The sequence below is a fragment of the Vibrio japonicus genome, assembly GCF_024582835.1.
Taxonomy (GTDB): domain Bacteria; phylum Pseudomonadota; class Gammaproteobacteria; order Enterobacterales; family Vibrionaceae; genus Vibrio; species Vibrio japonicus.
On record NZ_CP102097.1, the window covers coordinates 613,865 to 628,052 of the forward strand.

Here is a 14,188-nt window from a genome sequence, read left to right on the forward strand (position 1 = left end):
TTGTTTTATAACCCTTTACCACAAGTAATGAGAATCAATTGCAATAGCGTACGATATTGTCTATTCTTTTTCGCCCGACCCTCATAGTAGTAAGTACAACAAAATGGGTGAGCACTCGTTCTTTGAACACCTTTTCAAACACTCCAAAGCTGTAACGCCGTACCTTCACGGGCAAATAAAACCGCTTCCGGAAAATAGTATTGAACAGGCTATCATTCATATCGAACAGTCGAGTTCTGATAGTATTCAACGATTGTTCGACAACCTGAAGCAATCACATCCCGAGGCAGGAAGTGCTTACTGGTTAACTCGAACGTGGACTTTACTCTGTTGGCAACCCATCTATGTCGCCTTTATCGCGATTTATTCTTGCCGTGGACTCCCCCCGTTATCATCTATCGCACAGCACGTTCAGCCTAACTTCATAAGCGGGTATCAGTTTCCATCTGAATCCTATTATGAAGGAACTGAGCAAGAACTGATTGATCGCGCAGGTAAAGAGCTCAATCTGCTCTTCGATTACTTTCGCCAAGAAATGAATCAGTGGACGAGAATTCGGCCTGGTTTTACGCGCCACCTTTTTGCAGATGGCGTATTGGGATGCTTGGTAAAACTCAACCAGAATATTCCAGATCTTTCCGACGAATACCTTCTTAATCAAGCACAACAGTGGCTAAAGGCGTGTGAGTTACCAGAAAAGTTAATCCGTTCCCTTAGCTACTGCGAAAGCACTAAAACGCTCACTTTAGTCAGAACCAGTTGTTGCTTGGTCTATAAGTGCCAAGGGCGTCAACTGTGTCGCGATTGTCCAAGGCATCCGGAAAACAAACGCTAAGCATATTCCGCAACTCAGTGCTTTTCTTTCCGAGTGGCCAAATACAGCATCGCTAATATATCTGCTGCAAAACACTTCATCACATTGAAAAACTAAAATATTAGAAAATTTCAACATTAGATACGACATTCACACTTATCATAAGTGATTATGACAATAATTATCATTATCTTTTTGTTGTGATAACATTAACGTCTTGTATCTACTCACTCTGCTTCGTATCTATTCATGTACCAACTTGTTAATGCGTCGTTCGAAATCGACGGTAAGATGATTCTTCCTCCTATTAGCCTGACTTTCGAACCCGGAAAAGTTACGACACTACTTGGTCATAACGGCTGTGGGAAATCGACGTTGATTAAGCTGTTAAGTCGACAAAACACGCCGACTCAAGGCGAAGTTTTCTTCGATGAAAGGCTTTTATCCACCTTCAGTAATCTAGAATTAGCCCACCAAGTTGCGTACCTACCCCAGCATCCACCGATAACAGATGGCGTCACCGTGCGCGAGTTAGTCTCTTTTGGGCGTTACCCATGGAAAGGCGCATTTGGGCGCTATAGTGAAAAAGATCACGCCATTATCGACGAAGCAATCCAAAAAGTAGGTTTGAGCGACTTTTCAGATCGGTTCGTCGCGACTCTATCCGGAGGCGAGAGACAAAGAGCGTGGGTGGCGATGTTACTTGCTCAACAAAGCCGATGCATTTTACTGGATGAGCCAACCTCAGCATTGGATGTGGCTCATCAGTACGAGTTATTAGCGTTGATCAGAGAGCTTAATCAATCTTTAGGGCTAACCGTCATTATGGTGCTTCATGATGTCAACATGGCGGCAACGTTTAGTGATCACCTTATAGCGCTTCATTCAGGAAAAGTGATCGCATCTGGCTCTCCACAACACTTAATGACGCCAGAAACACTGATGCGAATCTACGGAATGGAAATAGCGCTGTTTCCCCACCCAGAAACGGGCCAACCAATCAGTTATATCCCGTAATCCAAAAGGAATTTGTTGTGAAAAAGTTTGTTCTGATGCTGTCGGCAGCATTCACATTTAATGTTCACTCTATGGAAATTGCCCATGAGATGGGCGTTGCCTCTTTTGAATCCACGCCTCAAAAAGTTGTCGCTTTAGATTGGGCATTAACAGAAACGGTTTTGAGTTTAGGAGTCAAACTTGACGGCGTTGCCGATTCCAAAGGCTATCAACAATGGGTCGTAGAGCCTACGTTGAACGAAGACGTCACTGATGTTGGTTCCCGCCGCGAACCAAACCTTGAATTGTTAACGGAATTAAAGCCCGACGTCATTCTAATCAGTCAACATATGGCAACAGCATACGAACAGTTAGATCGAATTGCCCCAGTACTTGTTTTTAGTATTTACGGCGAAGACAAACAACCCATTAAAGCGGCTCAGTCTATCACTTTGTCGTTGGGCAAACTGTTTAGCAAAGAGCAACAGGCGCAGGAAATCATCACCCAAACCAGCAAACGTCTGAATGACAATGGAGATAACATTCGTTCAGCTGGTAAATCAGATAAACCCCTTCTCTTCGCCCGTTTTATCAATGACAAAACGCTACGAATCCACAGCCAAGGCTCTTTGGCACAAGCGACTATTGAATCCATGGGGCTACGTAACGACTGGAATAAGCAGACAAATCTTTGGGGCTTTACCACTACAGGTACGGAAAAACTCGCAGAGCATCAAAAAACGAATGTGATTCTCTTTGGCCCTCTCAAACCAGAGCAACGAGAGGCATTGACGCAATCTCCCCTTTGGCAAGCGATGGAGTTCACTCGCACAGATTCCGTTTACGAACTTCCAGCGATTTGGACATTTGGAGGGCTGATTGCGGCTCAGCGTTTTAGTGATCACATTACTGAGCAGCTGACTAAACAATAATGGACACCATAAAGCATACAACCCAAACGGTTCAGCAGCTCCATGTTAAGTTGGTGATCTTGCTGACAGGCGCAGTGTTCATGCTATGTGCGTTGCTTCAAATAACCGCGCCATATTCCCAAGGTTTAGGAATAATTTGGGACACATTGTTTCACTTTGACTCAGCCAACTACCAACACCTGATCACACATTTGACCTACCTGCCAAGGCTCGCAATAGCGATTGTTTGCGGGTTTGCACTCGCCGTTGCGGGAAGTGTCATGCAATTCGTGTTACGCAATCCTATTGCGTCGCCGACAACGTTAGGTGTCGCCGCTGGCGCTGAGCTTGGAATGGTGCTTGGTATTCTAATCCTTCCTGTCAGTTGGACAGTTCCCAGCTTTATTTCTGCGTTCATTGGCGGTTGTATGGCGACTGGCCTTGTCTTTACACTCAGTGCAACAAGAGGGTTTGCTCCGATACACATGGTGTTAGCTGGAATGGTTGTGAGTCTGTTCTTAGGTTCGCTAAATACCATGCTATTGATGCTTAACGAGCAAAAGCTCACAAACATTTTTGTCTGGGGGGCAGGCGTTCTTAACCAAAATGATTGGTCCAGCGTAGAGGTTTTGTTGCCTTTAGTTTCATTGCCAACAATTCTGCTATTGGCATTACAGCGGCCATTGTCAGCACTTCAGTTTGGAGACAACGTCGCAACCTCTCTAGGTGTCAATATCAAACAAATCAAAGTGGTTTGTTTGTCTTTAGCGATCTTCATGACCGCCGCTGTAGTGAGCGAAGTTGGGCTAATCGGATTTGTTGGCATTGTTGCTCCCGCTATCGCAAGATTGCTTGGCGCAAGAACGCTCAGAAAACAAATCATCGTAAGCGGCTGTATGGGTAGCTTGATCCTGTTGATCGTCGACCTCATGATTCAGCCGTTTTCTGGAGTTGGTGGAGAACTCTTACCAACTGGCGCAATGACGGCACTTATAGGTGCGCCCTTTTTGCTTTGGATGCTTCAAAAAACGAAACTACAATCCAACCTAAAAACACGAACAGAGCACATTGAGCGTTACAAATTAACGAGTCCATCAAAAATCCTTATCGCTATGACTCTCGTACTTATCTCTATTACGGGGTTAGCGCTTATGATTGGCAAAAACAACGCTGGTTGGACTTTTGGCATTAACCAATCTTTGTTCGATCTCAGAGCACCAAGGGTATTAGTTGCGTTGCTCGCAGGTATTGGTCTCGCATTCGCGGGGACAATTATTCAGCGTATTTCAAACAACCCAATGGCGAGCCCAGAAGTGTTGGGAATCAGCTCTGGTGCTGCTCTCGCTATTGTCCTTGGAACCATTTCTGGCGTTGCCATAGGGCGAGAACAACAAATGTTGCTCGGCACCCTTGGAGCCCTTTTCGTCACGGCCTTAGTCTGGCTTATGGGTAAAAAACACAACTTCGCGCCAACTCAAACTCTCTTAACTGGTATCGCACTCAGTGCTGGCCTTGACGCATTACTGAGAGTCGCTATGAGTTCTGGGCACGATAACGCAATAGCCCTGCTAACGTGGCTTTCAGGTTCCACCTACTTAGTTGCGAACCAAGACGTGGTGTTACTTGCTATAGGTATCGCCATCATTGGTGTCATCGCCTTGTCGCTTCACCGCTGGATAGAGCTGATTGGGCTCGGAGAAGTGACCGCTAACAGTATCGGTTTGAACGCCACATTAGTGCGGTTGGTGTTGCTGTTATTAGTCGCCGCTTTAACCACACTTTGCACAATTGTAATGGGCCCTTTGAGCTTTATTGGTCTTTTAGCCCCTCATATGGCGCGATCGCTTCACCAGTATCGTGCTTTACCTCAATTGCTTACGGCGGCACTGTTAGGCGCAATGATTATGGTCAGCGCAGATTGGATGGGGCGAATACTATGGTTCCCGTGGCAGTTCCCAGCAGGCTTGTTGGCATCATTGATGGGTGGCGGTTATTTCTTATACCTAATGCGACGTTAATTCCACGAGAAGAAACATTTTTACCCTACACTAGCCTTCATCATCGGAGACCATCATCTTTGGTCTCCCATCTCTAGGGCACACCCAAAAAACAGTTGAACATGATAATACGAATAATTATCATTGCGTAATTATTTAAATGATAGGGCGTTAATTACATCCGCGTACAGACCTAAAAGTCTTCGCCTGTATAACCCATGACCTTTATAACCCATGACTTAGACGGGAAGGCTTATGGACTAAACATCCATTCAAGGTGATCACACAAAACTAAGGATTTGTGGAGCCTTGCCTATAAACATAGAGAAAAAAATGAGAATTAAACAAGGCAGTTTAAAATTTTCTACTGTTGCTCTGGCTGTTGCTGCAGCAAGTACAGTCGTTCCAGCCCATGCGCAAGATTTGACGACTCACGAAGAAGTGGTCGTCGTAGCAAGTCGCCTGCCAAAAACGATCAGCGAGATTCCCGGAACTGTGTGGTATATCGACTCTGATCGAATCGAACAGGAGTACCGAGGAGGAAAGAATCTCGATGAGATCTTAGCCGCGGCCGTTCCTTCACTCGACGTCAGTAGTGGTGGACGCACGCAGTCGGGTCAGAACTTGCGTGGTCGCAGTATCATGGTGATGATCGACGGCGTATCTCTACAGTCGGTTCGCTCAATAAGTCGTCAGCTTGATTCGATTGACCCGTTTAACATCGAACGTATTGAAGTATTGTCAGGCGCAACCTCAATTTACGGTGCCGGGGCAAGTGGCGGGATCGTCAACATTGTCACGAAAAAGGCAGAAGGTGACGTTCTCGAATTTGAATCTTATGTTGGAGGCACGTCTGGCCTGAATTCAAGTGATGATTTCGACTACAAAGTAGCGCAATCTATTGCCGCAGGTAATGAGCGAGTTCAAGGGCGAGTATCGGTCGCGTACACCGAAACACAAGGCTACTTTGATACTGATGGCGATATCGTTACCCCAGATATTTCACAGGGTTCGACACAGTATAATGAAACTACCGATTTGATGGGTTCCCTACAAATTAAATTATCTGAAGGACAAAATCTTAACCTGCTAGCTCAGTACTACGACAGTCAGCAAGATTCCCCGTACGGTCTGTATTTTGAAAAAGACGGTGGCGGGAACTACCAATTTGTAGATGTACGCGATGGCTACTCAGCTGACCGTCAGCAAGGCACAGAGCGCTATATGGTCAGTGCTCAGTACAGCAATGATGACTTCCTGAGCCACCACCTCATTGCAGAAGTCTCTTATCGTAAAGAGGATCATACTTTCACACCTTATACGTCAGGCGGGCGTTCAACACTGGTCCTTAGCTCATCCACTCAAGACACAGACCTCCTGTCGATAAAGACCGCGCTAAATAAATCATTTGGTGAATTCAACCTAACTTACGGTGTTGATGGTTTTCTTGATCGCTTCGATAGCGACAATGCGATTTATAATCAGGTAACAACGGAAAACACAGGTGGCTTAATCAACAACATTGATCGTATTGAAGGGCGCTACCCAGGGGTCGACACCGATGCATTTGCTGGTTTCATTCAAGCAGAATACGCATTAACGGAAGATTGGATCATTCAAGGTGGATACCGTCACCAATATCTGAACACTGAAATTTCAGACTTTAAGAAAAACAGCAGCTCAGATTTTGTTCCAGGTGGCGAAACTGACTATTCTGAGAATCTGTTTAACATCGGTACTATCTACCACCTAACCTCATCGTCACAGGTTTGGGCAAACTTCTCTCAAGGCTTCGACCTAGCAAACCCTGCGAAATATTACGGGAAAGACGCTTCTGTCAATGTGAATGACACCACGCTTGAAGGTATTAAGACGGATAGCTATGAGATCGGTTACCGCAGCGACTGGGAAAAGGTTTCCCTGCAAACAGCGGCTTACTATTCCTACTCTGATGGCGCGATTGAATACGAAGATGATCAAACCATTAAGGGTGTGTCTGACTCAAAACGTTTTTACGGTTTAGAAGGTGAATTAAGCTATTGGGCAACGGACAACTTACTATTGGGTACATCTGGCCACTATGTGGTTTCCGACGTAAAAGGAGACTCAGGTTGGGAAGACTACGAAGCAATGCAAGCCAGTACTTCCAAAGCAAGCGCTTGGGTTGGTTGGTATGAGTACGATTACAACGTAAAGCTGCAAAGCCTAACCACATTCGACTATACCGATGCTGACGATCGTAAGCTCAATGGATACACCGTCGTTGATTTTGTCGGTAATTATCAGTTGCCAATCGGTAGCCTTGGCTTTGGTATTAAGAACCTTCTGAACGAAGACTACCTGACCACATGGAGTCAGCGTGCGCTATACTGGTACGGCGATTCTCCAATCTTCGAATACAAAGGTCGTGGCAGAACCTACTCCCTAAACTATCAAGTTAAGTTCTAAGCGAATTGCATTTAGGGCGACCAAGTTAATAGTGACTACTTTGGCAGCAATCATGAATGGGTTCCTGATTGCTGCCGTATCTGCTTTATGTTTTCTATAAAACACTCGCCTATTCGGTTGGTTTCGATACAATCGATAAGTTAGTTACCAAAGTTGTTGCAGGTCGAAGGGTTTCTATCTCGCTTTGGTGACTCATCCTTCATTTGGAGAAACACCATGAATAAAGGTCTGACTATTCGAGCATTAGAGCGCTCAGATCTACGTTTTATCCATGACCTCAACAACAATCGCAATATTATGACTTACTGGTTTGAAGAACCGTATGAGTCATACGATGAGTTGGAAGAGCTATACCAAAAGCACATCCATGATGACGCAGAGCGTCGTTTCGTGGTGGAAAATGAAAACAAAGAGCTGATTGGTCTGGTCGAACTTATCGAGATTAACTACATCCACCGCAGTGCTGAGTTTCAGATCATCATTGCGCCAGATCACCAAGGTAAAGGCTACTCAAAAGAAGTCGTGCATCGTGCGCTGGACTACTCGTTCTCTATCCTGAACCTACATAAAATCTATTTGCTGGTTGCACTTGATAACGAAAAGGCCATTCACCTCTACAAGAAGTGTGGCTTTATCGAAGAAGGGCATTTGGTCGCGGAATACTTCATTAATGGCCGCTACCGAGACGTAAAACGCATGTACATTTTGCAGCATCAGTACTCGCAGCAAAACAGTATCAATAAAAACGAACGCTAATACTGACTAATCATTGACCAGCATCAAACAAAGTCCAATTTATAAAATTCTCTTGTTCAAGCCAAACTAAACTTCTAATGAGCAGTAGTGAATGGCTCTAAGGAGATGAATATGAGCTTGGTACCCAGAGATAATTGGACTGATTTCAGCCGCTTCTTTGATCACGCTTTTCCTACCCTACGCTCGAGATTTGAAACGGACAGTTTTTCTCCCCGTGTTGATATTGTCGAGAAAGATGAGAGCTTCGAAATCCGAGCAGATTTGCCGGGAGTGAAAAAAGAAGACATTGCGTTGAAATGCCAGCAAGGCGTGTTGTCAATCGAAGCCAGTATGGAGAGCAGTAAAGAAACTGAAAAAGAAGGGAAAGTGATTCATAGCGAGCGTTACAGTGGGAAAATGTCTCGTAGTTTTGACTTAGGTGCGAGTATAAAAGTCAACGAGATCAGTGCCGAGTTCAAAGATGGCGTGCTAACCGTCATTGTGCCTAAGAGTGAGGCACCGCCTTCAGAACAACACCAAATCCCAGTGAGATAATTCTCATATGATAATGCCTAAGCCCCTAACTACTATGAATAATAGTTAGGGGCTTTTCTTAGTGACTAGTATTAGCGGTTGGCTTGGGTTAGCGGTTTACTCAGTAGAACATAAACGAGCGCATCGAAACTGAACCCAAATCAATCCCTTCCGCCAGAGTAATCATCTCATCTCGATCATCCGACGCACCGGCAATCGTTAACGCTGGCGAGTAGTGCTCCAAGGTTGGATTAGACATCTTCATCAAGCTTCCCATCGAATTCAAATCAGCCAGCGAGCTAAAGTTACGTTCATTCAACTTATGAGCAAAGTAAGCATCAAACTCCAGTGCCCAATCATGATCCTGACCATCGAACCTCAACTGACGCAAGTTATGGACTATGTTCCCTGAACCCAAGATCAGCACGCCACGATCTCTTAGCTCTGACAGCACTTTACCCATCGCCAGATGCCATTGCATATCACGTGTTACATCAACAGACAGTTGAAATACTGGCACATCAGCATTGGGATACATGGACTGCAACAACGCCCAAGCACCGTGGTCCAAGCCCCAAGCGTCATCAGTATTGCTGTTGAAGTCGCTTAGCATGTTTGCCACTTCTCCAGCTAATTTAGGATCACCTTTAGCGGGATATTTCTGCTGGTACAGCGCTTCCGGAAAGCCGTAAAAGTCGTGGATAGTACGCGGGTTGGCAGAAACATCCACCAGCGTTGAGCCAGAAGTCATCCAGTGCGCAGACACAACCAGAATCGCTTTAGGCCTAGGCAGTGTTCTACCTAGCTCTGACCACATTGCGCGATAAGCGTTATCTTCAATGATGTTCATTGGCGAGCCATGACCAAGAAACACCAACGGCATACGCGCTGATAACGGCAAACGCTCTTTCAATTGTTGTAAAGCAGATAAACTCACACTCAATTCCTTAGTTTATGGCCGTATAACAATTAACTTTGATTAAGCTAACCGCTATCGCAAATTTCGTATGTGAAGAGTATGCGCTCGCGCATCATTCAACACAATGGAGATTATATGGAATCATATTGAACAAAATGTTCTCAATACTTCAATGCCAACTTGAGTTACGAACTACACTAACTACCTTTCCATTCACGAAATACCACGTAAAGTCCGCCTAACCTCGCTTACCTCACTGAATTAAATACCGAATATTTATACAATAACCACTTGTATAAACAGTGAAGAATTTTTGCATGGGAAACGCACTTTCAAAGGAATGGAAATCGGTCAAATACGTTCTGACCGACGTTGATGACACACTGACTTGGCACGGAAAGCTGCCACCAGAAACGCTGCTCGCATTAAACAAACTCCAGCAACACAATATTCAAGTTATCGCCGTCACCGGAGCGTGTGCGGGTTGGTGCGATCACATCGCGCAGCTTTGGCCAGTCAATGCGGTATTGGGTGAAAATGGCGCGTTTATCATGGAGAAAAGCGCATCTGGGTTAACACTCAAGTCCGGTGTCGACCTAGCGTTTATGCGTCAGCAGCAAGAGAAACTCAAAGCGTCCGTCGAATCGATTCTAGAACACTATCCCGACGTCGACCTGACATTGGATCAAGCCTATCGCCTGTGTGAAGTCGCGATTGATATAGGCCAGAACCGTGCGCCACTGGCGAGCAATATCGTCCAAGCCATCGTAAGTCAAATCCATGAGTTAGGTGCACACGCCACCGCCAGTTCAATCCATATTAACGCTTGGTACGGCGAGCATTCAAAGAAACTGACTTCGCTTGGCTATCTGGCGGAGAAAGGCTTATCGGAGCAACAAATACTGGCGCAATGTTGCTACGTTGGCGACTCGCTTAATGACCAACAAATGTTTGAGACACTCCCACTCACTATCGGGGTTAAGAACATAGAGAACTATTGGCAGCAGTTACAACACAAGCCGTCACTGGTAATGACTCAACCTGGCGGCTATGGATTTGCAGAATTTGTCGATCAGCTTATCGCCCTTAAGCACGGCGAATAAGGTCAACTTTGCCGAGCCCAAAATAATAATTCCCGACTACGATGGAACTCGCAGTCGGGAATAACAGAACTTAACCTAAGGACTCAAGAAAGGAAAAGTTCCGATTCTTAAAACGATTTAAATAAGTTTCTTACGGATATGTACGACGAGCGCTTCAGCAACGATCACCACCGCAAAAATACTGACCAGTACCATCGACACTTTCTGCCACTCGAATAGGTTTTGCGCGTCGTTAAGCACCACGCCGATACCACCCGCGCCCACCAAACCTAATACTGCTGACTCACGTACGTTGATGTCCCAACGGAACAACACAATAGAGTAAAACGCTGGCATCACTTGCGGCCAGTAACCTTTCAATAGAATACTTGCCCAAGAAGCGCCCGTTGCACGCAGTGCTTCGATTGTTCCCATGTTCGCCTCGGCGATGGCTTCTGCAAGCAGTTTACCGACGAAGCCGACACTGCGCACCGCGATAGCCATGATCCCTGCCAATACACCCGGTCCAAACAGCGCAATAAACAATAGCGCCCAAACTAGTGAGTTAACCGAACGCGATGACACCAAGAAGAACTGAGCGATCCAGTTTAAGGTTTTGCTTGGGGTAATGTTTGGTGCATTCAGTAATGCCAAAGGAATCGCAAAAACCAGTGTAAACAGCGTCCCTAACGTCGCAATGTGTAAGGTTTCAATCAGCGCGGCGTGAATGGTTTCTGGGTAGAAAGCGTAATCCATTGGCACCATACGCTGGAACATATCGGCAAATTGAGCTGGCGCGTCATACAAGAACTCCGGAATCACCTCTACCGTTTGCCATGACCATACAATCGCAGAGACCATACACAAGTACACCGCGTAGCGAGCCATGCGCTCACTAAAAGTAAATCGCTGCCATTCTTTATCAATTGAAGCTGTCGTCATCAGAAGATTCTCCTTACTACATTAGACAAAAACTCCCCGACCAGAATCAGCGCAATAATGGTGATCAAAATCGCCGCAACAAAGTCGTAGTCGAAACGTTGGAAAGCTGAAAACAGAGTACCGCCCAAACCACCAGCACCAACGATACCCACCATGGTTGAGTTGCGTAGGTTCGAATCGAGCTGGTAGCTGGCGAAGCCGATAAAACGGGTAAAGACCTGCGGCATGACGGCGTAAAGGATGACGCTGACAAAACTTGCGCCAGTCGCTCGAATCGCCTCTACTGGTTTGAATGAGATCTCTTCAATCGCCTCGGCAAACAGCTTGGCGATAAAACCAATCGACGCAAAAATTAGCGTCAATATCCCCGCTAAAGCACCAAAGCCAACCGCTTTCACAAACAGAATCGCGATGATGACCGGATGAAACGAGCGACATAACGCGATAAAGCCACGAACAGGCGTTGAGATGATTGACGGCATCATGTTTCGAGCCGCGAGCAATCCCAAGAACAGCGAAATAACGATGCCGAAAAAGCTCGAAATAATCGCGATCTGCAAGCTTTCCGCCAAACCGCCCAGCAGCAGATTGGTACGCGAGAAATCCGGCGGGAACATTCGCGCCAGTAAGCGCTCGCTCTCCACCAAACCAATCATTAAACGGTCAAACGTCAGCCCTAGCGTCGATAAGCTGTAAAACAGATACACGATGACTGCGGCGAAACCGACTCGCGTTGCCCATGACGCTTTAAACGGGTTTTCTACTTTGCCATCGGCAGTTAATCCAGCCATGACTCACCCCCGTAGATGACCTTAAGATCGTCTTCTGTAATGCCTTCTGGACTGCCGTCGTAGTGCACCTTTCCGTTACACATGCCGATAATGCGAGTAGCAAAACGCTTAGCGAGATTCACATCGTGGATGTTGACCAGCACAGGGATTTGCTTCTGCTTGGCGAACGTTTCCATTAGCTCCATGATTTCCACTGCGGTTTTCGGGTCGAGTGACGAAGTCGGCTCATCCGCCAATAGGATGTATGGGTCTTGCATGACCGCACGGGCGATACCCACACGCTGTCTCTGACCACCTGACAAGCTATCCGCGCGCTGATTGGCAAAGTCCTGCAAACCAACGAACTCTAGTAGTTCAAAGGCTTTTTTCAGATCTTCCTGTGAATAGTTCCTGCGCCATGCATTCCAAGCACTCATGTAACCTAAGCGACCGCTGAGCACGTTTTCGATCACCGTTAAACGCTCTACTAAGTTGTACTCTTGGAAAACCATACCAATGTGGCGACGCTGCTTACGCAAAGCTTGACCTTGCAGTTTGGTTAGGTCTTCGCCTTCAAAAATGATCTCGCCGCTGCTTGGGTCGTTAAGGCGGTTGATACAACGCAGTAAAGTACTTTTACCTGTACCTGAAGGGCCAATGATGGCGATGATGCCCGGCTTATCAATGTTGATATCAATGCCTTTAAGGATTGGCTTGCCTGCCACGTACTCGTGAAATAGGTTGTTTATCTTTATTCCGTCATAGCTTGCTACGGCCATACAACTGTTCCTTGTAATAAATTTGGGGTGTACAGTGCCCTACTCGTGAGAGCACTGTACGAATTGACGTTGAAAGTTAAGTAGGGATTACTGGCTTTTCGCCTGCTTTGCTAGCTCGTCTGCTTTTTGCTTTGCGCGCTTAGCGGCGTCTTTCTCAGCTAACTTTTTCAGACCCGCTTTGGTGTAAGCAGTACCGGTTGCGTGCGCGATATCGCGAATCACAGCCCAGTCTTCTTTGTAGGTAATTGGAGAGAAACGGTCTGCGCCTTTAAACGCTGCGCTCATTTCTGGTGTGAAACGGTAGCTAAAGAACGCTTCGTTGATCTTGTCGACCAACTCCGGTTTTAGGTTGTAAGCGTAACCAAACGCCGAGGTAGGGAAGCGTGGACTACGGTAGATGATTTTCAGGTCTTCGCCGTCAACACGACCTGCTGCAACCATGCGATCATAAACATCCGATGCAACTGGAGCCGCATCGTAGTCGCCGTTGTAAACGCCAAGGATTGATTGGTCATGTTTGCCTGAATACAACACTTTGTAGTCTTCATCAGGAACAAGGCCTTGATCTGGGAATAGAGCACGCGGTGCAAGGTTGCCAGAGTTGGATGATGCAGAAGTGTGGGCAACACGTTTGCCTTTTAGATCCGCCATAGAATCAATGCCGCTGTCTTTACGCACGATGGTGATCAGATTGTAACCTTGGAAGCCTTTCTCATCGCCTTTTACCGCGATAGGCACATAACCCGCTAGGTTAACCGCGTAGCCCGTTGGGCCGGTCGAGAAACCTGCCACGTGAAGACGACCAGAACGCATCGCTTCTACTTGAGCCGAGTTTGAGTGTACCGTGTAGTAAATCACTTTCTTGCCCGTGACTTTGCTCAGGTGCGCCTGAAAATCAGCAAACGCATCTTTGTAGAGCGCAGGATCTTCCACTGGCGTATAGGTAAACACGAGAGTACTTGGATCGATCCATTCCGCAGAATCTTTTGGTGAATCCGCAACTAAGTCGTTGTTCTCATCGCAGTAGCGTTCATCCAAAACTCCGTGATTCGCGCAGTCATTAGCCAGTACAACTGAAGGCAGCAGCAGAGAGCCAGCGATTAACAATCCTTTTACACTGTTTTTCATATTAAAACCTTACATTCACGTTATTGTATTATTCACTTTCTTACACTGCAGATGCTGTGCCAGTTTTTATTTTATTTAAATTCAATAACTTAACAAACAATCCAATATCCCAACTTAGATTTGGGTCATTTAT

13 protein-coding genes are annotated in these 14,188 nt (G+C 46.1%); 8 read left to right on the forward strand and 5 right to left on the reverse strand.

Annotated features, from left to right (window positions below):
* The first annotated feature begins 103 nt into the window (after positions 1-103).
* From NP165_RS15945 to NP165_RS15975, 7 genes are all read left to right on the forward strand, one after another.
* A complete protein-coding gene (locus tag NP165_RS15945; protein ID WP_257086739.1) occupies positions 104-835 on the forward strand; it encodes a siderophore ferric iron reductase in 732 nt (243 codons plus the stop codon).
* Between the two features lie 228 nt (positions 836-1,063).
* On the forward strand, positions 1,064-1,831 hold the full coding sequence (locus NP165_RS15950; protein ID WP_257086740.1) for an ABC transporter ATP-binding protein: 768 nt from the start codon (positions 1,064-1,066) through the stop codon (positions 1,829-1,831).
* Positions 1,832-1,848: 17 nt separating this feature from the next.
* Entirely contained in the window at positions 1,849-2,742 is an 894-nt protein-coding gene (locus NP165_RS15955) for an iron-siderophore ABC transporter substrate-binding protein (protein WP_371133752.1), read from the forward strand.
* Entirely contained in the window at positions 2,742-4,739 is a 1,998-nt protein-coding gene (gene fhuB, locus NP165_RS15960) for a Fe(3+)-hydroxamate ABC transporter permease FhuB (RefSeq protein ID WP_257086741.1), read from the forward strand. The genes NP165_RS15955 and fhuB overlap by 1 nt, the downstream gene beginning before the upstream one ends.
* A 312-nt stretch (positions 4,740-5,051) precedes the next feature.
* Positions 5,052-7,166 carry a TonB-dependent receptor gene (locus tag NP165_RS15965; RefSeq protein WP_257086742.1) on the forward strand — a complete coding sequence of 705 codons (2,115 nt, stop codon included), beginning with the start codon at positions 5,052-5,054 and terminating at the stop codon, positions 7,164-7,166.
* 216 nt (positions 7,167-7,382) lie between these two features.
* The gene (gene speG, locus NP165_RS15970; protein ID WP_257086743.1) at positions 7,383-7,922 is read left to right on the forward strand and encodes a spermidine N1-acetyltransferase; all 540 of its coding nucleotides are present in this window, start codon (positions 7,383-7,385) and stop codon (positions 7,920-7,922) included.
* Positions 7,923-8,033: 111 nt separating this feature from the next.
* Positions 8,034-8,456: an Hsp20/alpha crystallin family protein gene (locus tag NP165_RS15975; RefSeq protein ID WP_257086744.1), complete on the forward strand. Its 423-nt coding sequence runs from the start codon at positions 8,034-8,036 to the stop codon at positions 8,454-8,456.
* 100 nt (positions 8,457-8,556) lie between these two features.
* Here NP165_RS15975 and ygiD read toward each other — a convergent pair whose 3' ends face one another.
* A complete protein-coding gene (gene ygiD, locus NP165_RS15980; RefSeq protein ID WP_257086745.1) occupies positions 8,557-9,372 on the reverse strand; it encodes a 4,5-DOPA-extradiol-dioxygenase in 816 nt (271 codons plus the stop codon).
* 299 nt (positions 9,373-9,671) lie between these two features.
* Between ygiD and NP165_RS15985 the strand changes: the two genes are divergently transcribed.
* Positions 9,672-10,457, forward strand: coding sequence for an HAD-IIB family hydrolase (locus NP165_RS15985; protein ID WP_257086746.1), 786 nt, complete (start codon positions 9,672-9,674; stop codon positions 10,455-10,457).
* 117 nt (positions 10,458-10,574) lie between these two features.
* Here the strand turns inward: NP165_RS15985 and phnE (NP165_RS15990) are convergent, their stop codons facing one another.
* The 4 genes from phnE (NP165_RS15990) to phnD form a co-directional block, all read right to left on the reverse strand.
* Positions 10,575-11,378 (reverse strand): phosphonate ABC transporter, permease protein PhnE, encoded by an 804-nt coding sequence (phnE, locus tag NP165_RS15990; protein ID WP_053409171.1) that lies wholly within the window; start codon positions 11,376-11,378, stop codon positions 10,575-10,577.
* Positions 11,378-12,169 carry a phosphonate ABC transporter, permease protein PhnE gene (gene phnE / locus NP165_RS15995; protein ID WP_257086747.1) on the reverse strand — a complete coding sequence of 264 codons (792 nt, stop codon included), beginning with the start codon at positions 12,167-12,169 and terminating at the stop codon, positions 11,378-11,380. The genes phnE (NP165_RS15990) and phnE (NP165_RS15995) overlap by 1 nt, the downstream gene beginning before the upstream one ends.
* The gene (gene phnC, locus NP165_RS16000) at positions 12,157-12,927 is read right to left on the reverse strand and encodes a phosphonate ABC transporter ATP-binding protein (protein WP_257086748.1); all 771 of its coding nucleotides are present in this window, start codon (positions 12,925-12,927) and stop codon (positions 12,157-12,159) included. The genes phnE (NP165_RS15995) and phnC overlap by 13 nt, the downstream gene beginning before the upstream one ends.
* A gap of 87 nt (positions 12,928-13,014) precedes the next feature.
* On the reverse strand, positions 13,015-14,055 hold the full coding sequence (phnD, locus tag NP165_RS16005) for a phosphate/phosphite/phosphonate ABC transporter substrate-binding protein (RefSeq protein WP_257086749.1): 1,041 nt from the start codon (positions 14,053-14,055) through the stop codon (positions 13,015-13,017).
* Positions 14,056-14,188 lie beyond the last annotated feature (133 nt).

Coding starts and splice junctions, on each gene's coding strand:
- NP165_RS15945 (WP_257086739.1), top strand. CDS start 104: ATGGGTGAGCACTCGTTCTTTGAACACCTTTTCAAACACTCCAAAGCT.
- NP165_RS15950 (WP_257086740.1), top strand. CDS start 1,064: ATGTACCAACTTGTTAATGCGTCGTTCGAAATCGACGGTAAGATGATT.
- fhuB (WP_257086741.1), top strand. CDS start 2,742: ATGGACACCATAAAGCATACAACCCAAACGGTTCAGCAGCTCCATGTT.
- NP165_RS15965 (WP_257086742.1), top strand. CDS start 5,052: ATGAGAATTAAACAAGGCAGTTTAAAATTTTCTACTGTTGCTCTGGCT.
- speG (WP_257086743.1), top strand. CDS start 7,383: ATGAATAAAGGTCTGACTATTCGAGCATTAGAGCGCTCAGATCTACGT.
- NP165_RS15975 (WP_257086744.1), top strand. CDS start 8,034: ATGAGCTTGGTACCCAGAGATAATTGGACTGATTTCAGCCGCTTCTTT.
- NP165_RS15985 (WP_257086746.1), top strand. CDS start 9,672: ATGGGAAACGCACTTTCAAAGGAATGGAAATCGGTCAAATACGTTCTG.
- phnE (WP_053409171.1), bottom strand. CDS start 11,378: ATGACGACAGCTTCAATTGATAAAGAATGGCAGCGATTTACTTTTAGT.
- phnE (WP_257086747.1), bottom strand. CDS start 12,169: ATGGCTGGATTAACTGCCGATGGCAAAGTAGAAAACCCGTTTAAAGCG.
- phnC (WP_257086748.1), bottom strand. CDS start 12,927: ATGGCCGTAGCAAGCTATGACGGAATAAAGATAAACAACCTATTTCAC.
- phnD (WP_257086749.1), bottom strand. CDS start 14,055: ATGAAAAACAGTGTAAAAGGATTGTTAATCGCTGGCTCTCTGCTGCTG.